We start from the raw sequence: 24,203 nt of genomic DNA, 5'->3' as shown, positions 1-24,203 counted from the left end.
TTCCCGGGGTTGCTCACGCGAGCGCCGCGCGGGCGCGGGCGATCAGCCGGTGCGCGGCCGGGCCGTACACCGCGGCCTGGTGCAGCTTCCCCCAGACCTTGCCGTACAGGGCGATGTCCGCCGGGTCGTCGAGCCACATCTCGGTGTTCCACGTCTCGACGATGGCGAGCCGGTCGTCGAAGATCCAGAAGCCGTGCTTCGGGATGACGCTCACCGGGGCGCCGAGCGGGACGATGCCGAGCTCGACAGTGTCGAGGCCGAGCAGGCCCCCGAGGCGGTCGAGCTGGGCGGCGAGGACGTCGGGCGGGCAGATCTGCACGTACAGGGCGGCCTCGGCCATGACGAACCGGAACCGCTTGCCGCTCTGGTACAGCGCCTCTTGGCGGCGAAGGCGGGCGCGTACGCCCTCCTCGATGTCCCGGGGCCCGTCGTGCAGGTCGCTCGCGTGGGTGAGCACGTGGCGGGCGTACTCGGCGATCTGGAACATGCCGGGGACGATGCCGGGCTCATACCCGGTCGTCACGGTCGTCTCCCGGGTGTGCGTCACTCCTGCCTCCTGGCGGGCCCGGTGGCCGCCGGCGAGGAGGCGTTTCCACGTGCGGTACCGGGACTCCAGGCCCTGCAATCGGCCCTTGAGCTCGGCCGCGGAACCGGGCTGGCCAACCGCCTCGGCCCACGCCTGGAGGTCGCCGGGGGTGGCCGTCTGGCGGCCGTTCTCGAGTTTTGACACCTTCGAGGCGGGCCAGCCCAACCGGGCAGCGAGGTCTCGCCCGTTCACGCCGGCCTCGGTGCGCAGCTCGCGCAGCCGCGCACCGAGGGACAGGCGGGCCTGCTGGAAGTCGGTACTCACACGCCGGAGAGTACGCGCGCGGTGAAGTCGACCGTAGGCACGGCGAAGTGCCAAGCGGCGTCGCGGGCCTGGCAGGCGGCGAGCACCTCGGCCGGGTCCTCGACGGTCTCGACGCCGAGGGTGTTGTCGGCGTCGTCGAAGTGGAAGCGCACCAGCGTGCGGGAGTCGAACAGCCAGAAGTCGACGGCGGGCAGGTCGAGCCGCTCGGCCTCGGCTCGCGGCAGGTTGCGGATGTCCTCGCCGGCCTCGACGTTGCCGAGCCCGGAGGCCATCAGGAACCGCTGTCCGAGGGTGGGCGGGTCGTCGACCAGGCGCACGCGCTCGAATCGCTTGCCGGCGGCCGTCTGGCGGCGCACGTTGGCGTGCCACGGGTTGTCCGCCTCGAAGGGCAGCGGCTCGCCGCGCCGGAACCGCTCGTAGCGCTCGGTGCCGACGTCGACCGCGTACCCGCGGCGGGTCTCCAGGCGGAACGCGGTGTGCTCGAAGTCCTCGAAGTGGTGGGCCATCGTCTCGAAGGGCTGGATGCCGGGCACCGGGGCTACTCCTTGGGCGCGAAGCGGGTCAGCAGGGCGCGGGGGACGACGACGAACGTCTCGGAGTCCTTGACGTCCCGCAGCTGGGCGAGCGCCTCCGGGTCGGTGAGCCGCTCGCCCTGCACGACGATGTCGCCGGTCTCGGTCTCGTACAGGGTGGGGCAGTTGCCGCTGTCGCTGGTGGTGCCGAGGAACCTGAGCTTCACGGTGCACTCCCTCTCTGCTGGATGAGACACCAGGATGGCGCCCGGAACGGTGCCCGGTGCTCGGAATACCGGAAGTGTGTCGGCTGCCGGCTGGCTGAGCTTCCCCTCGACTGACAGGTAGCCCTACGCTTGCCCCGCGCCGCTGCCAGCCCTACGGAGGTCTACGTGAAGTCGGTGTTCTTCTACGTCCTGGCGCTGGTGCTCGGATTCATGGCGATCTCCGCTGCTTCCGGCGTTGTGAAGGCTGTCGGCGATCTCGTGACGACAAACACTGGCTTCGGCATTAGTGCAGCGGTCCTGGACTTCGCGCTTTTCGCAGGCATTGCAGCTGCGTTCGGCGCTGGCGCACGGTGGGCGTGGCGCAAGGGCAGCGGTCCGAAGCCGGCACGTGCTGCCGGCCAGCCGGATGTATCTCCCCGGCGCCCGTGGGAAGGCCGGTAAGCGCTGCCGCACAGCGAAGCGCCCGGCCGCCACTACGGCAGCCGGGCGCTTCGCGTGATGTCAGTCGAGGAGTAGACGCCGGTCTTGGGCGAGGCGGTGGGCCGCGGCGAGGACTTCCTCGCGGTGCTCGGTGAGGATCACGCGGGCCCGCCGACGGGCGTCGTGCACGCCCATGGCGCTGTCCGTGTTGCGGACGAGTACCTGGAGGTCGTGGCTGAAATCCCGCTGCATGCAGGCAGGGAAGGCGTTGTACCGGAACTCGGTGATCCAGACCTCGGCAGCCGCGGCGACGATGGCCGAGGCGAGGCGCGATGTGCTCTGGAAGTTGGTCACCCCGGACCGGCCTCCCTCGTCGACCACGGCCTCGACGGGGCCGAGGCCGAGCACGTGGGCCACGACGGCATGGGCGGCCTCGTGTTCGCAGGTGTTCTGCAACTCCACGTCGTCCGGGTTGAGCCGCCGGCGGTTCCAGTCGTCAGGGTCGCCGGCCGGGTGACGCCGGCCTCCCAGGGCGCCGGAGTTGAGGAGCGATGTGGTCAGGTCGTTGCCGAGCGAGCGCCACGAGTCGACAGCCTTCCGGGCGTCGCTGTTGAGCTGGGCGTACATCTGCCAAGCGATCTGCTCAAAGCTGGCCGCCATCGCGGTCCCCCTTCCCCGCCGTGTCGGCGGGCTCGTAGCCGTACATCCTCAGCGCGTCGTCGACCTGGCGGACCCGGTCGGCCAGGCCGCGGGCCTCGTAGCCGGCGCGCTCTCGGAGCAGCGCCGACACCATCGGGTTCTCTGCGGCCGGGGCCGGTTCTTCCTGACGCTCCGGAAGAACCGGCCCACCCCACCACTGCACCACCATCCCTACTGCCTCCCGCCGTTGGCGACGACGCAGAGGCAGCGCCCTCGCACGGTCCTGGCCGGTCCCTGGGCGCCTACCGGGCCGGCCGGTGTCCCCGCAGCCGGGCGATCTGCCGGCCTGCGGTGCGTGGGCTCAGAGAGCACCCCGGCGGCGGTCCCCGTACGCGAGGACCGCCGACCGGTCGAGGAGCCACCGCCCCGCGAGCTGGCGGCCCATGCCTTCGGCGGCCAGCTGGCGTACGCGCCTCTCACCGAGGCCGAGAACGGCGCTCGCCTCCGTCGTGGTGATCTCATGAGGCAACGGTGCCTCGACTTCCGGAATGTCAGTTTCCGCACTGCCGTTGGCGGCATGCGGCAGGGCCTCGTACAGGAGGGCGGCCCGGTGGATTGCCCGCCGTGTCGCCTCGACCTCCGGGCGCATCCACGGCGCCATGGTGGCGAAGATGCGCGTGACGTCGGGCGAGGCCAAGATGCGGTCCAGGACGTGCGCGCTCACCCCCGAGACGAGGGCGGCGCCCTCTACGTAGGGCCGTGCTTCCAAGGCGGTTCCTCCTTCATGATCGGCGACAGTCGATTTGGCGGGGAGAGAGGCGGAAGGCTTGGGCGCGGGGCCTCCCAGCGGGCCGCCCTAAAAACCGGTGTCCCGTCATCTCCGCAGGTAGCAAATTCGGAGACAGGGTCAGACGGGGGCGTCGCAACCGGGGTGTGTGGTCTCGCCCGCCGAGGCGTGGACAGGGTCCAGCGGGAAGCGACAGACCGCGCAGTCGACGCCCGCCTCGGTCACTCCCCGTGTCTGGTCTGCCGAAGGTGACAGCGAAGGTGCCGAAGGCGCCAGCACTCTGGGGCCTGGCACCTTCGGCACCTTCGTGTCACCTTCGTTGGAGTCGGTCACGCTCAGTACCCACACCCAGCCCTTGCCGAATCCGGACTTCTCGGACGTGACACCTGCCTTGGCGCGGGCGCGCTGGAGGGTCCGCTTGGCGATGCCGTCCTTCTCGGCAGCCTTGATGACGTCGCCGGCCGACGCCTCGCCGCCGTTGTCGGCGAGGTAGTCGCGCAGCCACTCGACGGCCTCGTCCCGCTCGCTCGCGTCCTCGCGGTCGGTCGTCGCAGAGAGGGTGTCCTCGACGCTGCGCTCAGCAATCCCCGTCCACTCCAAACGGCCGACGTTGGCCACGCCCTTCGGCGTCTGCACGTCGGTGCCCTCGATGCGGTAGCCGAGGGACGGCAGGTCGAGGAGCCGACCGAGGCTGTTCTTGGTCTGCGTCATCACCTGCTGTTCGCCCTCGGGGTCGCGCGCGAACGCGAGGATGGCCCGCGCCAAGTCCTTGAACGCGCCCGAGCCCGAGATCAGTTGGGAGGCGTCGGAGCCCGCCGCCTTGTTGAAGTGCGCGATGCCGAGCGTCAGGGCCTTCGTACGCTCCGCCATTCGTACGAGCGGTTCGAGAGCCTGCCGCACGTCCTGTGTGCGGTGTGCGTCCGTCTTTCCCCCGAGGGTGGACATCAGCGGATCAACGATCAGCGCTGCGGCGCCGTACTCGGCGATGGCCTTCTCGATCAGGTCGACGTCCATCGGCAGCGAGATCATCGTCTCGCCCCGGAGGATGTCCTCCGCCTCCACCCGATAGACGTAGTCGAGATCGGCGCCAGCCGCCATCAGCCGGGGAACGAGCGTCCTCGACCACGAGTCCTCGACCGCCGCGTAGAACACGGCCCGCGGGTGACCGTAGAAGGTGCCGGGCAAGGTGCCGCGGGACAGCTGAGCGGCGAGCCAGATACCGAAGGACGACTTGCCGGTGCCTTCCCGGCCGGCGGCGAGGGTGAGCGCTCCGGCCGGGATGCGCCCCTCGCCGAGCTCGGGTTCCCAGGCCCAGATGACTGGCTCAGGCTCGATGTCCCGGGCCCTGGTGAGGACCAGACGCCGCGTCGACTCGCCGGGCGCCGGCTCGTCCTCGTACGCGGGCGGCGGCCCGTACTTCTCCCAGATCGCACCCTCGTGGGTGTCGTGGTCGGTCACGCGGCGATCTCCTGTGCGGTGAGGTACTTGCCGGGCTGGCCGGGGATGGCGATCGGAGGCCATCCCGGTGTTGCGCGAAGCGTGGTCGGCGGCGGAAGGCGGCGCAGCGCGCGGACCTCGGCTGCGCTGGGCGCTCCGCGCAGTTCTGCGAGGCGCTGCCGCACGGGCGCCCAGGCGGCGGCCTCGGCTGCATCCATGGCGGCGGTCCACTCGCGAAAGAGGTGCTCTTCGAGGTGTCGCACGAAGGCATCCAGCAGGATGGGACTCATTTCCATGGCGGCCGCCAGCTGGGCCCGGTGGTGGTGGCGGTGGAGCCACCCGTACCGTGTTCCATGACGTGCTCCTTATCTGGCAGCAAGTCCCGGGTCTTCCTAGCCGTCGACCAGGACTTGCTGCGTGTCGGGAGCGTCAGGCCCCTGCTCGGACGGCAATCCGAACAGGGGCCGTTCGCATTCAGGCAGCGACTGTCTGCGCGTCGAGCCACTTCTCGACGTCGCGGCGGCGGTAGCGGATGCGTCCGCCTCGCCCGGGGGTGAGCTTGATGAAGTCCGGCCCGACGCCACGCCAGCGGTAGTTCGCGAGCGTCTGGGGGGCGATTCCGTATGCGGCGTGCACTTCGCGCGGACTGAGAAGCTCGGACGCGGCCACTGTAGCTCCTAGTGAGTTGACTTTAGAAGCAGTCAGGGTCAAAGTAGACCCATGCGAAGGACGATAGCAGAACATCTGGAGCTAAGGCAGATTCACCTTGCGCCTAACCTGGGGTGCATGACTGAGCAGCGAAAGGCCGGCCGAGGCGCCGTGGAGATGGGTCCTACCTCTGCCGCTGTTGCGGCCAACACGCGGAGGGTCCGCGAGCGTCGCGGCCTTTCGACGTACCAGCTGTCCCGCGCGCTCCAGGAGGTCGGCAGGCCCATCACGCCGTCGGCGATCTCCAAGCTGGAACGGGGGGAGCGGCGTGTGGATGTTGACGACCTCATGGCGCTCGCGGTCGTTCTCGGCGTTTCGCCCTCGGCGCTGCTCCTGCCGATGGACGACTCGCCGAACAGCAGCGTCGAGGTGACAGGCGCTGGCGCGGTCTCGGCGGAGGACGCCTGGGACTGGATTGACGGCCGTCGACCGCTCAGGGTCGTCCATCGGGACGTCGGTGCCGCCCTGCTGGAGTTCCAGCTGTACGGCCGACCGCCGCACCGCCGCGGCCAGGCGCCGCGTGGGGAGAACGCCACCTACATCGACGACGTCAACCGGTACCTGCGAGAGCTCGGGTTCGAGCCGGAGCTCATGGAGGACGGCATGGTGCGGATGGTGCCCCGCCGGACCGGACGGGGTGACTGATGGCCCGAGTCTGGATCGAGGACCGCGCGAAGCAGAAGGACTACCTCGCCGCCATGGAGAAGTGGCGCGAGGCGAAGAAGGCCGGCAGCAAGCGGGCCGAACCCGGCCGGTGGCGGGTCCGCTGGTACGGGCCGGACGGCAAGCCGAAGGCGCTCACCTTCGCGAAGCTGCCGGCCGCCGAGAAGGAGCGCCAGGCGATCGCCGAGCGGCTCGACAAGGGGACGTACCGCGACCCGAAGCAGGGCAAGACGCTCGTCTCCGAGGTCGCCGAGCAGTGGTTCGGCTCCCTCCGCCGCCCCGGTGAGCGGACGAAGGGCGACTACCGCGAGCTGCTCGACCTCTACGTGCTGCCGAAGTGGGGCACCTGGTCGGTGGCCGCGGTCCGCTGGGAGGACGTCTCCGAGTGGCTGACCGAGCTCTGCAACACGCCGGGCAAGCGGGGCAGGGTGCTGTCCCCGGCCCGCATCGGCAAGACGCACCTCGTGCTCAGCATGGTGATGAAGTACGCCGTCAAGACGGGGAAGATCACCACGAGCCCGACCGTCGACCACGAGCTCCCGCAGGACGAGGACGACGACGATCACGTCTACCTCACTCACGCGCAGGTCGCCGACCTGGTCGAGGCAGCCGGCCCGAACGGCACGCTCCTCCTGGTCCTCGCCTACTGCGGCATCCGGTGGGGCGAGGTGTCGGCCCTGCGGGTCGGCAGGGTGCAGCTTGACGCCCGCCGGCTGCGGATCGTCCAGGCGTACACCCGGAAGCGGGGCGGCGGCCTCCTACTCAAGGACGTCAAGAACCACGAGAAGCGCTCCGTGCCCCTGCTCGCATCCGTGGTGCCGGACCTCCGCGCGCTCGTCGGCTCCCGCGGCCCTGATCGACTGGTGTTCACCGGCCAGGACGGCGAGGCGCTCGGGTACGGCGAGTTCCGGTCGAGCATCTTCGACCCGGCGGTGAAGGCCGCGGGCCTGGCCGAGCTCGGCCTGACCCCGCACAAGCTGCGGCACACGGCGGCGTCGCTCGCCATCGCGGCCGGCGCGGACGTGAAAGTGGTGCAGCAGATGCTGGGCCACAAGTCGGCGGCGATGACGCTGGACGTGTACGGGCACCTGTTCCCGGAGCGTCTGGACGAGGTGGCCGACGCCCTCGACATCGGCCGTGCGAGCGCACTCGCGGCTCGAACTGCGCTCGCCGCGTAGCGGGGGAGATCAGATCCATGTGTACAAAATGCGTACTGCCCGCCCGGTGTGTACCGGACGGGCAGTAGTGGAAGGCCCTTTGAGCTGGCACTTCCGGTGAAGCTGTGTGTACCGCACCCGCGTGGCGAACGCAGGCCGCGTGCGGTACGGAGTCGTGCGTCTCGGGGCTCCGGGTAGAGGGCCGGTGCGGTCCGAGAAAGGGTGGTCGACGGTGCGGGTAGAGGGCCGCGATCTCGCCGACCTCCGGGGCGGGCCCGGGGTGGGGCCGTCACCGCCCGAGGCGGTGGGGCGTCCGCGACAATCAGGCGGCGTTGACCAGCTTGGTGATCGCCGACTTCTTGTTGGCGGCCTGGTTCTTGTGGATGACGCCCTTGCTGGCGGCCTTGTCGAGGGCCTTGGCGGCCTCGCGGGCCAGCACGGTGGCCTTCTCGTTCTCGCCGGCGGCAGCGGCCTCACGGGCCTTGCGGATCGCGGTCTTCAGCGAGGACTTGACGGCCTTGTTGCGCAGGCGCGCCTTCTCGTTGGTCTTGTTGCGCTTGATCTGGGACTTGATGTTCGCCACGAATGAGCCTCAGTCTGTGTGGAACGGTCTCGACGGTTGCACCGGAGCGGCTTCGGACCAGCTGAGAGGGCATGCCGAAACCAGGTGCAGCGCCCCACGCTACCAGGGGCGGTCGGCCGTCCCCAAACCGGACGCACCGCCGGGCGCCCCACCGGGCTCCCCACCTGAGGGCGCCCCTTCGAACCCCCGTAACGGGGGAGCCCCGTCCCGGCCGCAGGCCCCGCCCTGCCGGAGGGGGCCGTTCATGGGGGCCGCTCATGAGGGGGTCGCTCATGAGGGGTCGCTCATGAGGAGGCCGCGTCCTCGTCGCTGGTCGTCACCGGTCCGACGGCTCGACCGGCCCTGCCGTCAGCACCGGCTCCCCGTAGTGCTCCACCACGGGAAACGGCTCGTAGAAGTGGTGCAGCAGCTCCCGCCACCGCAGGTACTCGGCGGAGCCGCGGAAGCCCTCGGTGTGGTCGGCGAGCGTCTCCCACTCCACCTGCAGCAGGAAGCGCGAGGTGCCGCCCTCGTCCAGGCAGCGCCGCAGCTCCAGCGAACGGAAGCCGCGCTGGACGGCGATCAGCGGCCGGGCCTCGGCGAAGGCCGCGAGGAAGGCCTCCTCCTCGCCGGGCCGGACGTTCAGCAGCGCACTTTCGAGGATCATGGACGGCCATCCTTCCGGATCCGCGCGCCCTCGGGGAACGCCGCACCCGGGTGCGGCCCCGCACCCGGCCCATCCCCACCGAGGGGCCCCGCGGACCGCTCCCGGTCGCCACCCCCCACCGAGGGGCCCCGCGGACCGCCCCTGACCCGCACCCGACCCACCCCCGACCCGCCCCTGACCCATCCCCGACCGGCTCGCCGCCACGGCGGCTCGGGCTCGTGGGAGGATAGGGAGAGCCATTATCGATCGGACGAGACCGTCCGGTCCCCGGGAAGCCGGTCAGCGATGACCTGGACACCCCGGCCCCCGGACCACACGGAGAATCGGACCAAGGTGCCCGCGACCCCCAGCAATGTGCCAGAGCCCAGCCGGACCGACCCGGCGGTGATCCGCAACTTCTGCATCATCGCCCACATCGACCACGGCAAGTCGACGCTCGCCGACCGGATGCTGCAGATCACCGGTGTTGTCGACCCGCGGCAGATGCGTGCCCAGTACCTCGACCGCATGGACATCGAGCGCGAGCGCGGCATCACCATCAAGTCGCAGGCCGTCCGCCTCCCGTGGGCGCCGAAGACCGGCGCGAACGCGGGCACCACGCACATCCTCAACATGATCGACACCCCGGGCCACGTGGACTTCACGTACGAGGTGTCCCGCTCCCTGGCGGCCTGCGAGGGCACCATCCTGGTGGTCGACGCGGCCCAGGGCATCGAGGCGCAGACCCTCGCCAACCTCTACCTGGCGCTGGAGAACGACCTCACGATCATCCCGGTCCTCAACAAGATCGACCTGCCGGCCGCCCAGCCCGAGAAGTACGCGGCGGAGATCGCGCACATCATCGGCTGTGACCCGGCGGACGTGCTCAAGGTCAGCGCCAAGACCGGCCTCGGCGTCGAGGACCTGCTGGACCACATCGTCGACAACATCCCGGCCCCGGTCGGCGTCAAGGACGCCCCGGCCCGAGCGATGATCTTCGACTCGGTCTACGACTCCTACCGCGGCGTGGTCACCTACGTCCGTGTGGTCGACGGCCAGCTGACCAAGCGCGAGCGCATCGCGATGATGTCCACCGGCGCCACCCACGAGCTGCTGGAGATCGGCGTCATCTCGCCCGAGCCGAAGGTCGCCGACGGCCTCGGCGTCGGCGAGGTGGGCTACATCATCACCGGTGTGAAGGACGTCCGGCAGTCCAAGGTGGGTGACACGATCACCTCCATGCACAAGGGCGCCACCGTGCCGCTCGGCGGCTACAAGGACCCGCGCCCGATGGTGTTCTCCGGCCTCTACCCGCTGGACGGCTCGGACTACCCGCTGCTGCGCGACGCCCTCGACAAGCTGCGCCTCAACGACGCCGCGCTCGTCTACGAGCCGGAGACCTCGGTGGCGCTCGGCTTCGGCTACCGCTGCGGCTTCCTCGGCCTGCTGCACCTGGAGATCATCCGGGAGCGCCTGGAGCGCGAGTTCAACCTCGACCTGATCTCCACCGCCCCCAACGTGATCTACCGCGTGATCATGGAGGACGGCAGCGAGCACACCGTCACCAACCCGAGCGAGTTCCCCACCGGCAAGATCGCCGAGGTGTTCGAGCCGGTCGTGCGCGGCACCATCCTGGCGCCCAACGAGTTCGTCGGCGCGATCATGGAGCTCTGCCAGTCCCGCCGCGGCAGCCTCCAGGGCATGGACTACCTCTCCGAGGACCGCGTCGAGCTGCGGTACACCCTGCCGCTCGCGGAGATCGTCTTCGACTTCTTCGACCAGCTGAAGTCCAAGACCCGCGGCTACGCCTCGCTCGACTACGAGCCCATCGGCGAGCAGTCGGCCAACCTGGTGAAGGTCGACATCCTGCTGCACGGCGACGCGGTGGACGCCTTCTCCGCGATCGTGCACAAGGACAAGGCCTACAACTACGGCGTCATGATGGCGGGCAAGCTGCAGAAGCTGATCCCCCGCCAGCAGTTCGAGGTGCCGATCCAGGCCGCCATCGGCTCCCGGGTCATCGCCCGCGAGACCGTCCGCGCGATCCGCAAGGACGTCCTCGCGAAGTGCTACGGCGGTGACATCTCCCGTAAGCGGAAGCTGCTGGAGAAGCAGAAGGAGGGCAAGAAGCGCATGAAGATGGTCGGCCGGGTGGAGGTCCCGCAGGAGGCCTTCATCGCCGCGCTGTCCACCGATGCGGAAGCCCCCAAGGAGAAGAAGTAGCGGTACCGCGTACGGCGGAGGCCGCCGCCCGGGCGAACCGGGTGGCGGCCTCCGCCGTTCTCCGCGCAGGGGGCGCGCTCACTTCACGTGCGCGAGCTTCTCCGGGTTCACCACCACGTACGCCTCGGTGATCCGCCCGTCGGTGACGGTGAAGGCGATCACGCCGGCCACCACGCCCGGCGAGGAGTGGACCACCAGGCCGGGTTCGCCGTTGACCTGGGCGAAGGAGACCGTCGCCTCGGCGCTCATGAACTTCGCCACCAGGCCGACCACCAGCCGGGAGACCCGGTCGGCGCCGACGATCGGCCGCACGCCCGCGCTGACCACGCCGCCGCCGTCCGAGTGCCAGACGACGTCCGGGTCGAGCACCGCCAGCAGCGCCTGGAGGTCGCCGCCGGCCGTGGCCGCGGCGAAGGCGCTCACCGCCTGCCGGTGCTCGGCCGGGTCGACGGTGCTCCGGCGGCTGCCGTCCTTCACCCGCCGCCGCGCCCGGGAGGCGAGCTGGCGGGCGGCCTCCGGGCTGCGCTCCAGGGTGGCGGCGATCTCGTCGAAGCCGACCGAGAAGACGTCGTGCAGGACGAAGGCCGCCCGTTCGGCCGGGGTGAGCTGCTCCATCACGGTGAGCACCGCCATCGACACCGACTCGCCGAGCTCGGCGAGGTCGGCGGGGGAGCTCTCGTCGGCGACCAGCGGCTCGGGCAGCCACTCGCCGTAGTACTCCTCGCGGCGCACCCGGGCCGAGCCGAGCTGGTCGTAGCAGAGCCGGGTGACCACGGTGGTGAGGAAGGCGCGGGGTTCGGCCACCGCGGCGCGGTCGGCGGACTGCCAGCGCAGCCACGCCTCCTGCAGCACGTCCTCCGCGTCGGCCACCGAACCGAGCAGCCGGTAGGCGACGGCGCCCAGGTAGCGCCGGTAGGTCTCGAACGGGTCGGCGAGCGCCGCATCGGTGTCGGTCACCCGGCCACGCTAGCGCGATCTTGCCCGGGCGGGACGGACGTCCGCCGCACCCGCGGCCATGACCTGCCCCACAGCACCGGCCCGGACACGCCTCGGGGGAGGCCCGGTGTTCCCGGACCTCCCCCGACGCCCGGGACGCCGTCGCGCCGGCCCGGCTCAGTCGACCTCGGCCACCGCCTCGGCGAACTGCGCCTGGTAGAGCCGCGCGTACGCGCCCTCCGCCGCGATCAGCCCGTCGTGCGAGCCCTGCTCGACGATCGAGCCGTTCTCCATCACCAGGATCACGTCGGCGTCCCGGATGGTGGAGAGCCGGTGCGCGATCACGAAGCTGGTGCGGCCGGTGCGCAGCCGCGCCATGGCCTTCTGGATGAGCACCTCGGTGCGGGTGTCGACCGAGCTGGTCGCCTCGTCCAGCACCAGGATGGAGGGCTGGGCGAGGAACGCCCGGGCGATGGTGATCAGCTGCTTCTCGCCCGTGCTGACGCCGGTGCCCTCGTCGTCGATCACGGTGTCGTAGCCGTCCGGCAGGGTGCGGACGAAGCGGTCGACGTGGGCGGCCTTCGCGGCCTCCACCACCTGCTCGCGGGTGGCGCCCGCGGCGCCGTACGCGATGTTGTCGGCGATGGTGCCGCCGAACAGCCAGGTGTCCTGGAGCACCATGCCGATGCCGGAGCGCAGCTCCTCGCGGGACATCGCGGCGATGTCGACCCCGTCCAGGGTGATCCGGCCGCCGCTGACCTCGTAGAACCGCATCAGCAGGTTGACCAGGGTGGTCTTGCCCGCGCCGGTCGGGCCGACGATGGCGACGGTCTGTCCGGGCTCGACCTTCAGCGACAGGCTCTCGATGAGCGGCTTCTCCGGCTCGTAGCTGAAGGCGACGTCCTCGAAGGCGACCCGCCCGGCCAGCTCCGCGGGGCGTTCCGGCATGGCCGGCTCCGGGGTCTGCTCGGGGGCGTCGAGCAGTTCGAAGACCCGCTCGGCGGAGGCCACGCCGGACTGCACCAGGTTCGCCATCGAGGCGACCTGGGTGAGCGGCTGGCTGAACTGCCGGGAGTACTGGATGAAGGCCTGCACGTCGCCGATGGAGAGCGCGCCGCTCGCCACCCGCAGACCGCCGACCACCGCGACCAGCACGTAGTTGAGGTTGCCGATCAGCATCATGGCCGGCTGGATTATGCCGGAGATGAACTGGGCCCGGAAGGCGGAGTCGTACAGCGCCTCGTTCTCGCGGGCGAAGATCTCCGCGGCCTCCTTCTGGCGGCCGAAGGTCTTCACCAGGGTGTGCCCGGTGTACATCTCCTCGATGTGGGCGTTGAGCGCGCCGGTCGTCTTCCACTGGGCGACGAACTGCGGCTGGGCCCGCTTGCCGACCCGGGCGGCGACCACGACCGACAGCGGCACCGAGATCAGCGCGATCACGGCCAGCAGCGGGGAGATCCAGAACATCATCCCCAGCACGCCGACGATGGTGAGCAGGGAGTTCACCACCTGGCCGGTGGTCTGCTGCATGGACTGGCCGATGTTGTCGATGTCGTTGGTGACCCGGCTGAGCACCTCGCCGCGGGGCTGGCGGTCGAAGTAGCTGAGCGGCAGCCGGGAGATCTTCGCCTCGACGTCGGCACGCAGCCGGAAGACCGCCCGCTGGATGGCGGTGGTGGCGAGCCGGCCCTGGAGGATGCCGAAGACGGCGGAGACCACGTAGATGGCCAGCACCCAGAGCAGCACGGTGCCGATGGCGTCGAAGTCCATGCCCTGGCCGGGCGTGAACGGCACGGTGGAGAGCATGTCGGCGACGCCGCCCTCGCCCTTCGCCCGGAGCCCCTCCAGCACCTGCTGCTTGGTGGCACCGGCCGGGGCCTGGGCGCCGACCACGCCGGCGAAGATCAGGTCGGTGGCGTGGCCGAGGACGTACGGGCCGGCGACCGCGCAGCCGATGCTGACGGCGCCGAGCGCCAGGACGCCGTACAGCAGTCGGCGTTCGGGGCGGAGGGTGCCGAGCAGCCGCCGGCCCGAGCCCTTGAAGTCCATGGACTTCTCGGCGCCCTGGCCGCCCATGAAGCGGCCGGGGCCGGCCGGGCCGCGCCGGGCGGCGGCCTCCTGCGAGGCGCTGCGGGGCTTCTGACCGGGGGTGGTCACGCCGCCTCCTGTTCGGTGAGCTGGGAGAGGACGATCTCCCGGTAGGTCGGGTTGTCGGCCATCAGCTCCTGGTGGGTACCGCTGCCGACCACGGAGCCCTCGTCGAGCACGATGATCCGGTGGGCGTCGCGGATGGTGGAGACACGCTGGGCGACGATGACGACCGTGGCGTCGGAGGTCTCGGCGGCCAGGGCCCGGCGCAGCTTGGCGTCGGTGGCGTAGTCGAGGGCCGAGAAGGAGTCGTCGAAGAGGTAGATCTCCGGCTTGCGGACGAGCGCGCGGGCGATCGCCAGGCGTTGCCGCTGGCCGCCGGAGACGTTGGAGCCGCCCTGGGAGATCGGGGCGTCCAGGCCCTCCGGGAACTTCTCGACGAACTCCTTGGCCTGGGCGGTGGCCAGTGCCTCCCAGAGTTCGTCGTCGGTGGCCTCGGGCCGGCCGTAGCGGAGGTTGGAGGCGACGGTGCCGGAGAAGAGGTAGGGCTTCTGCGGGACCACGCCGATGACCTCGGCCAGCCGGGACGGGTCGATCTCCCGGACGTCCACGCCGTTGACCAGGACCTGGCCGCCGGTGGCGTCGAAGAGCCGGGGGACGAGGCCGAGCAGGGTGGACTTGCCGGAGCCGGTGGAGCCGATGATCGCGGTGGTCTCGCCGGGGCGGGTGAGGATGTCGATGCCGCGCAGGACGGGCGCCTCGGCGCCGGGGTAGCGGAACTCGACGTCGCGCAGTTCCAGCCGGCCGCGGCCGTCGAGCTGGGTCACCGGGGCGGTGGGGGCCACGATGCTCGACTCGGTGGTGAGGACCTCCTGGATGCGCTCGGCGCAGACCTCGGCGCGCGGCACCATCATGAACATGAAGGTGGCCATCATGACGCTCATGAGGATCTGCATGAGGTAGGAGAGGAAGGCCGTCAGCGCGCCGATCTGCATCCCGCCGCTGTCGATCCGGTGGGCGCCGAACCAGAGCACGGCGACGCTGGAGATGTTCACCACGGACATCACGGCGGGGAACATGAAGGCCATCAGGCGGCCGACGCGCAGCGACACGTCGGCGAGGTCCTGGTTGGCGCCGCCGAACCGCTCCTGCTCGTGGCCGTCCTTGACGAACGCCCGGATCACCCGGATGCCGGTGATCTGCTCGCGCAGTATGCGGTTGACGCCGTCGATGCGCTGCTGCATGCCGCGGAACTGCGGGCGCAGCCTGCGGACCAGCAGGACGACCACGATGCCGAGCAGCGGGACGACGGCGAGCAGCAGCGCGGAGAGCGGGACGTCCTGGTTGAGCGCCATGACGATGCCGCCGACGCACATGATGGGCGCGGCCACCATCAGGGTGAACGCCATCAGCACCAGCATCTGGATCTGCTGGACGTCGTTGGTGGTGCGGGTGATCAGCGAGGGGGCGCCGAACTGGCCGAGCTCGCGGGAGGAGAAGCCCTGGACCCGGTCGAAGACGGTGGCGCGGATGTCCCGGCCGATGCCCATCGCCGTCCGGGCGCCGAAGTAGACGGCGCAGATCGAGCAGACCGCCTGGGCGAGCGAGACGGCGATCATCACGCCGCCGATCTGCAGGATGTAGCCGGTGTCGCCCTTGATCACGCCGTTGTCGATGATGTCGGCGTTCAGCGTGGGCAGGTACAGGGCACCGATGGTGGAGACGAGCTGGAGGAGGACCAGCAGCAGGATCGGTTGGCGGTAGGGCCCCAGATGGGCCCGCAACAGTCTGATCAGCACCGTGACACTCTCGTCCTCGACGCGGATGCGCGCATCCTCATTTAGGTCTACTCGCGACTGGGTATTTCGTGCTAGGACCGCCCCAGTCGCCGGGGCGGACCCTCCTGCACTGCAGCTCCGACGGTGTGCCAGCTGTCCGGACCCCCTTACGGAACGGCCGATCACGCCCTAGGCTGCTGCCTGGTTCTTGTTACTTGCTGGTTAACAAGGCGGGCCGGGCCAGGCTGCCCCCACGGCCGCCCGTCCCTCACCCTCGGCCACCCGCCCCCCGGAGGTCCTCGTTGAGTTCCGTGCAGTCCATGATCGAGCGGCGTCCGCCCTCCGTGGCCCATCTCTTCCTCAGCAGGGTAAGGGCCACGCCCGACGGTGAGGCCTACCGGTACCCCGTGCCGGTCGACGAGCATGCCGCCGACGGCGCGCCCGGTGCCGAGCAGTGGCGCTCGCTGACCTGGGCGCAGACCGCGGAGCGGGTCAGAGCGGTCGCGGCGGGCCTGATGTCGCTCGGTATCGAGGCGGAGGACCGCGTGGCGGTCTCCTCGACCACCCGGGTCGAGTGGATCATCGCGGATCTCGGGAACATGTGCGCCGGCGCTGCCACCACCACCGTGTACCCCAGCACCAATGCGGACGAAACGGCGTTCATCCTCGCCAACTCGGCCAGCCGGGCGATGTTCGCCGAGAACGAGAAGCAGCTCGCCAAGGCGGTCGAGCGGAAGGCCGAGCTGCCGGCCCTCGAAACGGTGATCCTCTTCGACGCCCCCGCCGGTGAGCCGGAGACGGCCGGGCTGACCGTGATCACCCTGGCGGAGCTGGAGGAGCGCGGCGCCGCGTACCTCGTCGACCACCCCGACGCGGTCGACAAGGCCGTCGACGCGCTGGAGCCCGAGCAGCTCGCCACCCTCATCTACACCTCCGGCACCACCGGCCGCCCCAAGGGCGTGCGCCTGGTGCACGACTGCTGGTCCTACGAGGGCCTGGCCCAGGAGGAGAGCGGGCTGCTGCGCGCCGACGACGTGCAGTTCATGTGGCTGCCGCTGTCGCACGTCTTCGGCAAGACGCTGATCTCCGGCCAGATCGCCACCGGCCACGTGATGGCCGTGGACGGCCGGGTGGACCGGATCATCCACAACCTGCCGGTGATCCGCCCGACCCTGATGGCCTCCGCCCCGCGCATCTTCGAGAAGGTCTACAACGGCATCGCCGGCAAGGCCCGGGCCGAGGGCGGCGCCAAGTACAAGATCTTCCAGTGGGCCGCCAAGGTCGCCCGCGACCACGCCCGCACCACCCAGGCCAACCAGATCGCCACCGGCCGGGCCACCGCGCCGTTCGCGCTGGACCTCCAGCACAAGATCGCCGACAAGCTGGTCTACGCCAAGATCCGCGCCGCGTTCGGCGGCCGGATGCGCGGCTCGGTCTCCGGCAGCGCCGCGCTCGCCCCCGAGATCGGCTTCTTCTTCATGGGCGCCGGCGTGCCGATCCTGGAGGGCTACGGCCTGACGGAGACCTCCGCCGGCTCCACCGTCAACCGCGACGGCGCGACGCGCGTCGGCACGGTCGGCCTTCCGCTGCCCGGCACCGAGGTCCGGATCGCCGAGGACGGCGAGATCCTGCTCCGCGGCCCCGGCGTCATGCGCGGATACCACCAGCTGCCCGAGCAGACCGCCGAGGTGCTGGAGCCGGACGGCTGGTTCCACACCGGCGACATCGGCGAGCTCGACAAGGACGGCTACCTGCGGATCACCGACCGCAAGAAGGACATGTTCAAGACCTCCGGCGGCAAGTACGTCGCCCCCAGCGAGGTCGAGGGCAAGTTCAAGGCCATCTGCCCGTTCGTCAGCAACATCCTGGTCATCGGCAACCAGCGGAACTTCTGCACCGCCCTGATCGGCCTGGACGAGACCGTGCTCATGCCGTGGGCCGCCGAGCACGGCCTGGCCGGCAAGAGCTACGCCGAGGTGGTCGCCGCACCGGAGACCAACAAGCTCATCGAGGGCTTCGTGACCCGCCTCAACGGCGAGCTGCAGCGCTGGCAGACGATCAAGAAGTTCACCCTGCTGCCGCGCGACCTCGACATCGAGCACGGCGAGCTGACCCCCAGCCTCAAGATCAAGCGGCCGGTGGTCGAGCGCGAGTACGCCGACGCCATCACCGAGATGTACGCCGGATCCAACGAGGCCTGACCGGGCCCGCACACGGTGTGACGTCCGCCGTCCCGTACGGCTCCGGGGCAACCCGAGCCGTACGGGACAATGGGGTCATGCCCTCCGCACTCCCCGACGGCGAACCGGTGCCGTCCGACGGCTCGCTGCCCGCCCACGCCCTCGCCGGGCTCGGCACCCGGCCGTTCGGCTTCTACCTGCACGTGCCGTACTGCGCCAGCCGCTGCGGCTACTGCGACTTCAACACCTACACCGCCACCGAACTGCGCTCCTCCGGCGCGGTCGCCTCGCAGGAGACGTACGCCGACAACGTGATCGCCGAGATCCGGCTCGCCCGGAAGGTCCTCGGCGACGCCGACCTGCCCGTGCGGACCGTCTTCCTCGGCGGCGGCACCCCCACCCTGCTGCCCGCCCGCGACCTGGTGCGGATGCTCGCCGCGCTCCGCGAGGAGTTCGGGCTCGCCCCGGACGCAGAGGTCACCACCGAGGCCAACCCGGAGTCCGTCGGCCCCGCGTACCTGGCCGAGCTGCGCGAGGGCGGCTACAACCGGATCTCCTTCGGCATGCAGAGCGCCCGCAAGCACGTCCTGCAGGTGCTCGACCGCCACCACACCCCCGGCCGCCCCGAGGCCTGCGTCGCCGAGGCCCGCGAGGCCGGCTTCGACCACGTCAACCTCGACCTCATCTACGGCACCCCCGGCGAGTCCGACGACGACTGGCGGGCCTCGCTCGACGCCGCGATCGGCGCCGGCCCCGACCACGTCTCCGCCTACTCCCTGATCGTCGAGGAGGGCACCCGGCTCGCCGCCCGCGTCCGCCGCGGCGAGCTCCCGATGATCGACGACGACGTGCACGCCGACCGCTACCTCATCGCCGAGGACGCCCTGAGCCGGGCCGGCTACTCCTGGTACGAGGTCTCCAACTGGGCCACCACCCCCGAAGGCCGCTGCCGGCACAACGAGCTCTACTGGACCGGCGCCGACTGGTGGGGCGCCGGGCCCGGCGCCCACAGCCACGTCGGCGGCGTCCGCTGGTGGAACGCCAAACACCCCGCCGCCTACGCCCAGGCCCTCGCCGAGGGCCGCACCCCCGCCCTCGGCCGGGAAGTGCTCGCCGAGGAGGACCGCCGGGTCGAGCGCATCCTGCTGGAACTGCGCCTGGTCGACGGCTGCCCGCTCGACCTGCTCACCGAGGACGGCCGCAAGGCCGCCCTGCGCGCCCTGGAGGAGGGCCTGCTCGACCCCGCGGCCCACGCCGCCGGCCGGGCCGCCCTGACCCTGCGGGGACGCCTGCTGGCCGACGCCGTCGTCCGCGACCTCGTGGACTGAACAGGGGCGCCTCTACGGAGTCTCCGTCGCTGTCACGAAGTCGATCAGTTCTTCGACGCGGCCGAGCAGGGCGGGGTCGAGGTCGCGGTAGGAGTCGACCGAGGCGAGGATGCGGCGCCAGGCCGCGGGCGGGTCCACGGGCCAGCCCAGCCGGCGGCAAACGCCCTCCTTCCACACCTCGCCGCGCGGTACCTGCGGCCACGCCCCGATGCCCACCGCGGCCGGCTTCACGGCCTGCCAGACGTCGACGTACGGGTGGCCCACCACCAGCACCGCGTCGCCGGAGACCCGCTCGGCGATCCGGTGCTCCTTGGTGCCCGGCAGCAGGTGGTCGACCAGGACGCCGAGCCGCCGGCCCGGGCCGGGAGCGAACTCCGCCACGATCGCCGGCAGGTCGTCGACGCCCTGCAGGTACTCCACGACGACGCCCTCGATCCGCAGGTCGTCGCCCCAGACCCGTTCGACCAGTTCCGCGTCGTGCCGCCCCTCCACGTAGATCCGCGACTCCCGGGCGACCCGGGCGCGTGCCCCCGGCACGGCGATCGACCCGGAGGCGGTCAGCCGCGGCCCGGCGGCGGGTGCCGGCGCGGAGGGCCGCACCAGGGTCACCACGCGGCCCTCCAGCAGGAATCCGCGCGGCACCATCGGGAACACCCGGTGCTTGCCGAACCGGTCCTCCAGGGTGACCGTCAGGCCCTCCGCGGTCTTCTCGCAGCGCACCACCGCCCCGCAGAAGCCGGTCGCCGCCTCCTCCACCACCAGGTCCCGCTCGGCGGGCACCTCCGGAGCCGGCTGCTGCCGCTTCCACGGCGGGGTCAGATCGGGGCCGTACTGCCTGCTGCGCATGGACGGGAGTCTACGATCCTGACACCCGGTCATCCCCCGTCCGGCGTAAGGCGCGCCGGGCCCGCCCCCGCGCCCCCGAGAGCCCCCGCGCGCGGTGAAGGAGCCGTGTGAGGCGCCGCCTCAGTCGGTGAGGCCCGGGGCGCCCCAGACCGGGAACCAGCGGGAGAGGTCCGACTCAAGCCGCAGGTCGTTCCCGAGCATCGCCTTGACCTGCAGTTCCAGCGGGCTGTTGCGCTTCTCGCCGCCGCCCGGCATCGGCGCGAACGGGTAGAAGGTGCCCCGCTTGTAGAGGTAGACCAGTGCCAGCGAGCGGCCCTCCGTGTCGCGGAAGCCCACCAGCGAGCACAGCAGCTGCGGGCCGAAGCCGTGCGCCTCCAGCTCGCTGTTGACCGCGTGCAGGTCGTTCACCAGGTCCGGCAGCTCCTCGGGGGTGTGCCGGGCGAGCAGCCAGGAGTACCCGTAGCCGTCCCGGGAGCCCTCCACCGGGACGCCGCCCCGGTCGGTGTCGGCGTCCAGCAGGGCCCGGACCTGCTGCTTCACCTCCTCGAAGGCGCCGCCCTCGACGGCCGCGAAGCAGACCGAGCCGAGCCCGGTCGGCCGGAACCCGGCCGCCGCCTCCAGGGTCAGCGCGGCCGACGGAATGCCGAACAGCTGGTCCAGGTCCGGCTTCACCGGCTTGCTCCGGCCCAGCAGCGCGTCCAGGAATCCCACGGTGTGGTCCTCTCCGGCCGTCAGCGGCCGAGCTCGGCGGAGATCCGGGCGAGCTGCTCCAGCCGCTTCTCCAGCGAGGGGTGGGTGGAGAAGAGCTGGGTCGCCGCGTCCCGCGCGCTCAGCGCCGGGGCGAAGTAGAAGGCGTTGTACGGCTGCGCCTTGCGCAGGTCCTCGGTCGGGATGGCCGCGATCTGCCCGGTCACCTTGGTCAGTGCGGAGGCCAGCGCGCTCGGCCGGCCGGTCAGCTGGGCCGCCGAACGGTCCGCCGCCAGCTCCCGGTAGCGCGACAGCATCCGGGTCAGCAGGAAGCTCAGCGCGTACACCACCATGCTCACCAGCGGGACGATCACCAGGGCGATCGCCGTGTTCGGGTCGTTGCTGTTGCGGTTGTTGCCCAGGAATCCGCCGTACAGGGCGATCCGGGTCGTCACGCCGGCCAGCACGCCGAGGAAGCCGGCCACCGTCATCACCGCCACGTCCCGGTGCGCCACGTGCGACAGCTCATGGGCGAGGACGCCCTCCAGCTCCTCCGGCTCCAGCCGGCGCAGCAGGCCGGTGGTCACGCAGACCACCGCCTTCTCCGGCTTGCGGCCGGTGGCGAAGGCGTTCGGCATGTCGTTGCGGGCGACCGCCACCCGGGGCTTGGGCATGTCGGCCAGTGCGCACAGCCGGTCGATCGTGCCGTGCAGCTGCGGGTACTCCTCGGGGGACGCCTCGTGGGCGCCCATCGCCTTCTCGGTGATCTTGTCGCTGAACCAGAACTGCACGACGAACAGTCCGCCCGACAGCAGCACGATCAGCGGCCAGGCGCCGCGCAGTATGACGATCAGCAGCCCGGTGAACCCCACGTAGACCAGGCCGATGAGGAACATCGTCGTGACCATCCGGCCGGTCAGGCCGCGGTCCGGCGCGAAGCGGGAGTGCTGCCGTGTCGACGACATCGCTGCTCCTTCGGTAGCTCGCTGCCTTCGATGCTGCCACTCACCGGCGCACCGGGCACTGCCCGCGGCCCCGAGATCGGTCGAGGATCACGCGGGAGGCCCGTTCCTGCCGTCGGGGGTGGGCCTTACACTGGCAGGTACGAATCTGGCACTCTGCCTTCCGGAGTGCCAAGGATCGGATCGGTCACCAGGTCCAACGGGCGAAGACGGAGGTGCGTGCCCCGTGGCCAACGAGCGCAGGGACGAGCGTCTCATCGACACGCGTGCTGGCGTGCGCCCGCTCGACGAGCGCAGGCTCGCCGTGCTCCGGGCGATCGTCCAGGACTACGTGGGCACCGAGGAGCCGGTCGGGTCCAAGGCACTCGTCGAGCGGCACAACCTCGGCGTCTCGCCGGCGACGGTCCGCAACGACATGGCCGCGCTGGAGGAGGACGGCTTCATCCACCAGCCGCACACCAGCGCCGGCCGCATCCCCACCGACAAGGGCTACCGCCTGTTCGTCGACCGGCTGGCCGAGGTCAAGCCGATGACCGCGCCCGAGCGGCGCGCGATCCGGCACTTCCTCGAGGGCGCCGTCGACCTGGACGACGTCGTCGCCCGCACCGTCCGGCTGCTCGCCCAGCTCACCCGGCAGGTCGCCGTGGTGCAGTACCCGTCGCTGACCCGCTCCACCGTGCGGCACATCGAACTGGTCGCGCTGGCACCCGCGAAGGTGATGCTCGTCCTGATCACCAACACCGGTCGGGTGGAGCAGCGCATCGTCGACTGCCCCGGCCCCGTCGGCGAGACCGTCCTGGCGGACCTGCGGGCCAAGCTCAACGCCAACGCGTCCGGCCGCCGGCTGCCGGACGTCCCCGCGGCGCTGGAGGACCTGCCGAACGCCTTCGAGCAGGGTGACCGGCCGGTCGTCTCCACCGTCCTCGCCACGCTCTTCGAGACCCTCGCCGAGCAGAACGAGGAGCGCATCATGCTGGCAGGCACGGCCAACCTGACCCGCTTCGGGCACGACTTCCCGCTGACCATCCAGCCGGTGCTGGAGGCGCTGGAGGAGCAGGTGGTGCTGCTGCGCCTGCTGGGCGAGACCGCGGAGTCCGGGATGACCGTCCGGATCGGCCGCGAGATCGACTACGAGGGCCTCAATTCCACGTCCGTGGTCTCCGTCGGTTACGGTTCGGGCGACCAGAGCGTGGCAAAGCTGGGTGTGATCGGTCCGACCCGGATGGATTACCCGGGCACAATGGGGGCGGTGCGAGCGGTGGCACGGTACGTGGGTCAGATCCTGGCCGAGTCGTAACAGCGTGCTGCGCCAGGCGGCGCAGCCGGTCGGACGCAAGCACTTCCAGAAGCGGAACAAGCGGAGCATTTGGTGGCCACGGACTACTACGCGGTACTCGGCGTCCGACGGGATGCGGGGCAGGACGAGATCAAGAAGGCGTTCCGGCGCCTCGCACGCGAACTGCACCCGGACGTCAACCCGGACCCGAAGACCCAGGAGCGGTTCAAGGAGATCAACGCCGCGTACGAGGTCCTCTCCGACCCCGCCAAGCGGCAGGTCTACGACCTCGGCGGCGACCCGCTGTCGCCGAACGGCGGCGGTGGCGCCGGGGCGGGCGGCTTCGGCGCCGCGGGCTTCGGCTTCTCCGACATCATGGACGCCTTCTTCGGCGCCGCCGGCGGCCAGCGAGGCCCCCGCTCGCGGACCCGCCGCGGCCAGGACGCCATGATCCGCCTGGAGATCACCCTGGAGGAGGCCGCCTTCGGCACCACCAAGGAACTCCAGGTCGACACCGCCGTCACCTGCACCACCTGCTCCGGCGAGGGCGCCGCACCGGGCACCTCAGCGCAGACCTGCGACATGTGCCGCGGCAAGGGCGAGGTCTCCCAGGTCACCCGGTCCTTCCTCGGCCAGGTCATGACCTCCCGCCCCTGCCCGCAGTGCCAGGGCTTCGGCACCGTCGTGCCGACCCCGTGCCCGGAGTGCGCCGGCGACGGCCGCGTCCGCGCCCGCCGCAACCTCACCGTCAAGATCCCCGCCGGTGTCGACAACGGCACCCGGATCCAGCTGGCCGGCGAGGGCGAGGTCGGCCCCGGCGGCGGCCCGGCCGGCGACCTGTACGTCGAGATCGCCGAGACCAGCCACGCGGTGTTCCAGCGCCGCGGCGACGACCTGCACTGCACCGTCACCATCCCGATGACGGCGGCCGCGCTCGGCACCCAGGTGCCGCTGCAGACCCTCGACGGGCTGGAGGAGGTCGACATCCGGCCCGGCACCCAGTCCGGGCAGTCGATCCCGCTGCACGGCCGGGGCATCACGCACCTGCGCGGCGGCGGCCGGGGCGACCTGATAGTGCATGTCGAGGTGCAGACGCCGACCAAGCTCGACCCGGAGCAGGAGGAGCTGCTGCGGCGGCTCTCCATGCTGCGCGGCGAGGAGCGCCCGTCCGGCCAGTTCGCACCGGGCCAGCAGGGCCTCTTCTCCCGCCTCAAGGACGCCTTCAACGGCCGCTAGGCCGGCCATTAGGGGCGACGGACAACCACTAGGGGCGCGTGGGGGCACCTCCCAG

25 protein-coding genes are annotated in these 24,203 nt (G+C 71.0%); 8 read left to right on the top strand and 17 right to left on the bottom strand.

Annotation, left to right across the window (positions count from 1 at the left end):
• Positions 1–13: 13 nt before the first annotated feature.
• Genes ABZ641_RS02245 through ABZ641_RS02235 form a run of 3 tightly spaced genes read right to left on the bottom strand, consistent with a single transcriptional unit; the run spans position 14 to position 1,589 of the window.
• Positions 14–850, bottom strand: coding sequence for a helix-turn-helix transcriptional regulator (locus ABZ641_RS02245; protein ID WP_359978516.1), 837 nt, complete (start codon positions 848–850; stop codon positions 14–16).
• The gene (locus ABZ641_RS02240) at positions 847–1,383 is read right to left on the bottom strand and encodes a DUF6879 family protein (RefSeq protein WP_359978515.1); all 537 of its coding nucleotides are present in this window, start codon (positions 1,381–1,383) and stop codon (positions 847–849) included. Before ABZ641_RS02240 ends, ABZ641_RS02245 begins: the two co-directional genes overlap by 4 nt.
• 5 nt (positions 1,384–1,388) lie before the next feature.
• Positions 1,389–1,589 carry a hypothetical protein gene (locus ABZ641_RS02235; protein WP_359978512.1) on the bottom strand — a complete coding sequence of 67 codons (201 nt, stop codon included), beginning with the start codon at positions 1,587–1,589 and terminating at the stop codon, positions 1,389–1,391.
• Positions 1,590–1,754: 165 nt separating this feature from the next.
• Here ABZ641_RS02235 and ABZ641_RS02230 point away from each other — a divergent pair, with 165 nt between their 5' ends.
• Entirely contained in the window at positions 1,755–2,030 is a 276-nt protein-coding gene (locus ABZ641_RS02230) for a hypothetical protein (protein ID WP_359978509.1), read from the top strand.
• A gap of 60 nt (positions 2,031–2,090) precedes the next feature.
• Here ABZ641_RS02230 and ABZ641_RS02225 read toward each other — a convergent pair whose 3' ends face one another.
• The 6 genes from ABZ641_RS02225 to ABZ641_RS02200 form a co-directional block, all read right to left on the bottom strand.
• Entirely contained in the window at positions 2,091–2,669 is a 579-nt protein-coding gene (locus ABZ641_RS02225) for a hypothetical protein (RefSeq protein ID WP_359978506.1), read from the bottom strand.
• The gene (locus ABZ641_RS02220; protein WP_359978503.1) at positions 2,653–2,877 is read right to left on the bottom strand and encodes a hypothetical protein; all 225 of its coding nucleotides are present in this window, start codon (positions 2,875–2,877) and stop codon (positions 2,653–2,655) included. The genes ABZ641_RS02225 and ABZ641_RS02220 overlap by 17 nt, the downstream gene beginning before the upstream one ends.
• Positions 2,878–3,009: 132 nt before the next feature.
• A complete protein-coding gene (locus tag ABZ641_RS02215; RefSeq protein WP_359978500.1) occupies positions 3,010–3,417 on the bottom strand; it encodes a hypothetical protein in 408 nt (135 codons plus the stop codon).
• Between the two features lie 138 nt (positions 3,418–3,555).
• Entirely contained in the window at positions 3,556–4,893 is a 1,338-nt protein-coding gene (locus tag ABZ641_RS02210; protein ID WP_359978497.1) for an AAA family ATPase, read from the bottom strand.
• Positions 4,890–5,162, bottom strand: coding sequence for a hypothetical protein (locus ABZ641_RS02205; protein WP_359978495.1), 273 nt, complete (start codon positions 5,160–5,162; stop codon positions 4,890–4,892). The genes ABZ641_RS02210 and ABZ641_RS02205 overlap by 4 nt, the downstream gene beginning before the upstream one ends.
• 184 nt (positions 5,163–5,346) lie before the next feature.
• The gene (locus ABZ641_RS02200) at positions 5,347–5,541 is read right to left on the bottom strand and encodes a helix-turn-helix domain-containing protein (protein ID WP_359978492.1); all 195 of its coding nucleotides are present in this window, start codon (positions 5,539–5,541) and stop codon (positions 5,347–5,349) included.
• A gap of 117 nt (positions 5,542–5,658) precedes the next feature.
• On the opposite strand from ABZ641_RS02200, the gene ABZ641_RS02195 reads away from it, so the two are divergent.
• Together ABZ641_RS02195 and ABZ641_RS02190 are read left to right on the top strand one after the other, a co-directional pair.
• Positions 5,659–6,225 (top strand): helix-turn-helix transcriptional regulator, encoded by a 567-nt coding sequence (locus ABZ641_RS02195; RefSeq protein WP_359978489.1) that lies wholly within the window; start codon positions 5,659–5,661, stop codon positions 6,223–6,225.
• Positions 6,225–7,421, top strand: coding sequence for a site-specific integrase (locus ABZ641_RS02190; protein ID WP_359978486.1), 1,197 nt, complete (start codon positions 6,225–6,227; stop codon positions 7,419–7,421). Before ABZ641_RS02195 ends, ABZ641_RS02190 begins: the two co-directional genes overlap by 1 nt.
• Positions 7,422–7,722: 301 nt before the next feature.
• Here ABZ641_RS02190 and rpsT read toward each other — a convergent pair whose 3' ends face one another.
• Both rpsT and ABZ641_RS02180 read right to left on the bottom strand, forming a co-directional pair.
• On the bottom strand, positions 7,723–7,983 hold the full coding sequence (rpsT, locus tag ABZ641_RS02185) for a 30S ribosomal protein S20 (RefSeq protein WP_030270581.1): 261 nt from the start codon (positions 7,981–7,983) through the stop codon (positions 7,723–7,725).
• A gap of 316 nt (positions 7,984–8,299) precedes the next feature.
• The gene (locus ABZ641_RS02180; RefSeq protein WP_359978483.1) at positions 8,300–8,629 is read right to left on the bottom strand and encodes an antibiotic biosynthesis monooxygenase; all 330 of its coding nucleotides are present in this window, start codon (positions 8,627–8,629) and stop codon (positions 8,300–8,302) included.
• Between the two features lie 333 nt (positions 8,630–8,962).
• Between ABZ641_RS02180 and lepA the strand changes: the two genes are divergently transcribed.
• Positions 8,963–10,831, top strand: a complete 1,869-nt coding sequence (gene lepA, locus ABZ641_RS02175) for a translation elongation factor 4 (RefSeq protein ID WP_344625657.1) — start codon at positions 8,963–8,965, stop codon at positions 10,829–10,831.
• Between the two features lie 78 nt (positions 10,832–10,909).
• Here the strand turns inward: lepA and ABZ641_RS02170 are convergent, their stop codons facing one another.
• The 3 genes from ABZ641_RS02170 to ABZ641_RS02160 all read right to left on the bottom strand — a co-directional run bounded on the left by ABZ641_RS02170 (position 10,910) and on the right by ABZ641_RS02160 (position 15,654).
• Positions 10,910–11,788: a sigma-70 family RNA polymerase sigma factor gene (locus tag ABZ641_RS02170; protein ID WP_359978480.1), complete on the bottom strand. Its 879-nt coding sequence runs from the start codon at positions 11,786–11,788 to the stop codon at positions 10,910–10,912.
• A 156-nt stretch (positions 11,789–11,944) separates the two neighbouring features.
• Positions 11,945–13,843: an ABC transporter ATP-binding protein gene (locus ABZ641_RS02165; protein ID WP_344625688.1), complete on the bottom strand. Its 1,899-nt coding sequence runs from the start codon at positions 13,841–13,843 to the stop codon at positions 11,945–11,947.
• Between the two features lie 77 nt (positions 13,844–13,920).
• The gene (locus tag ABZ641_RS02160; RefSeq protein WP_344625655.1) at positions 13,921–15,654 is read right to left on the bottom strand and encodes an ABC transporter ATP-binding protein; all 1,734 of its coding nucleotides are present in this window, start codon (positions 15,652–15,654) and stop codon (positions 13,921–13,923) included.
• Between the two features lie 281 nt (positions 15,655–15,935).
• Between ABZ641_RS02160 and ABZ641_RS02155 the strand changes: the two genes are divergently transcribed.
• Together ABZ641_RS02155 and hemW are read left to right on the top strand one after the other, a co-directional pair.
• The gene (locus tag ABZ641_RS02155) at positions 15,936–17,834 is read left to right on the top strand and encodes an AMP-dependent synthetase/ligase (RefSeq protein WP_359978477.1); all 1,899 of its coding nucleotides are present in this window, start codon (positions 15,936–15,938) and stop codon (positions 17,832–17,834) included.
• Positions 17,835–17,911: 77 nt separating this feature from the next.
• Positions 17,912–19,141, top strand: coding sequence for a radical SAM family heme chaperone HemW (gene hemW / locus ABZ641_RS02150; protein ID WP_344625653.1), 1,230 nt, complete (start codon positions 17,912–17,914; stop codon positions 19,139–19,141).
• Positions 19,142–19,153: 12 nt separating this feature from the next.
• On the opposite strand, the gene ABZ641_RS02145 is transcribed toward hemW, so the two are convergent.
• The 3 genes from ABZ641_RS02145 to htpX form a co-directional block, all read right to left on the bottom strand.
• Positions 19,154–19,987 carry a DUF3097 domain-containing protein gene (locus tag ABZ641_RS02145; protein ID WP_344625652.1) on the bottom strand — a complete coding sequence of 278 codons (834 nt, stop codon included), beginning with the start codon at positions 19,985–19,987 and terminating at the stop codon, positions 19,154–19,156.
• A gap of 120 nt (positions 19,988–20,107) precedes the next feature.
• A complete protein-coding gene (locus ABZ641_RS02140; RefSeq protein WP_359978473.1) occupies positions 20,108–20,698 on the bottom strand; it encodes a hypothetical protein in 591 nt (196 codons plus the stop codon).
• A 20-nt stretch (positions 20,699–20,718) separates the two neighbouring features.
• On the bottom strand, positions 20,719–21,639 hold the full coding sequence (gene htpX, locus ABZ641_RS02135; RefSeq protein ID WP_344625650.1) for a zinc metalloprotease HtpX: 921 nt from the start codon (positions 21,637–21,639) through the stop codon (positions 20,719–20,721).
• 271 nt (positions 21,640–21,910) lie between these two features.
• Between htpX and hrcA the strand changes: the two genes are divergently transcribed.
• Together hrcA and dnaJ are read left to right on the top strand one after the other, a co-directional pair.
• Positions 21,911–22,933: a heat-inducible transcriptional repressor HrcA gene (hrcA, locus tag ABZ641_RS02130; protein ID WP_344625687.1), complete on the top strand. Its 1,023-nt coding sequence runs from the start codon at positions 21,911–21,913 to the stop codon at positions 22,931–22,933.
• Positions 22,934–23,005: 72 nt separating this feature from the next.
• Positions 23,006–24,148: a molecular chaperone DnaJ gene (gene dnaJ / locus ABZ641_RS02125; RefSeq protein ID WP_263105448.1), complete on the top strand. Its 1,143-nt coding sequence runs from the start codon at positions 23,006–23,008 to the stop codon at positions 24,146–24,148.
• Positions 24,149–24,203 lie beyond the last annotated feature (55 nt).

Origin of the sequence: Kitasatospora sp. NPDC007106, assembly GCF_040634455.1 — a bacterium.
GTDB lineage: Bacteria > Actinomycetota > Actinomycetes > Streptomycetales > Streptomycetaceae > Kitasatospora > Kitasatospora arboriphila.
The sequence above is the reverse complement of the archived record's forward strand: the minus strand, read 5'-3'. Positions and strand labels throughout refer to the sequence as shown.

Bases quoted from the DNA above. Each gene is read 5' to 3' on its own strand.
- ABZ641_RS02225 (WP_359978506.1), bottom strand. From the start codon at position 2,669: ATGGCGGCCAGCTTTGAGCAGATCGCTTGGCAGATGTACGCCCAGCTC.
- ABZ641_RS02220 (WP_359978503.1), bottom strand. From the start codon at position 2,877: ATGGTGGTGCAGTGGTGGGGTGGGCCGGTTCTTCCGGAGCGTCAGGAA.
- ABZ641_RS02205 (WP_359978495.1), bottom strand. From the start codon at position 5,162: ATGAGTCCCATCCTGCTGGATGCCTTCGTGCGACACCTCGAAGAGCAC.
- ABZ641_RS02195 (WP_359978489.1), top strand. From the start codon at position 5,659: ATGACTGAGCAGCGAAAGGCCGGCCGAGGCGCCGTGGAGATGGGTCCT.
- ABZ641_RS02190 (WP_359978486.1), top strand. From the start codon at position 6,225: ATGGCCCGAGTCTGGATCGAGGACCGCGCGAAGCAGAAGGACTACCTC.
- ABZ641_RS02180 (WP_359978483.1), bottom strand. From the start codon at position 8,629: ATGATCCTCGAAAGTGCGCTGCTGAACGTCCGGCCCGGCGAGGAGGAG.
- ABZ641_RS02165 (WP_344625688.1), bottom strand. From the start codon at position 13,843: ATGGGCGGCCAGGGCGCCGAGAAGTCCATGGACTTCAAGGGCTCGGGC.
- hemW (WP_344625653.1), top strand. From the start codon at position 17,912: ATGCCCTCCGCACTCCCCGACGGCGAACCGGTGCCGTCCGACGGCTCG.
- ABZ641_RS02145 (WP_344625652.1), bottom strand. From the start codon at position 19,987: ATGCGCAGCAGGCAGTACGGCCCCGATCTGACCCCGCCGTGGAAGCGG.
- htpX (WP_344625650.1), bottom strand. From the start codon at position 21,639: ATGTCGTCGACACGGCAGCACTCCCGCTTCGCGCCGGACCGCGGCCTG.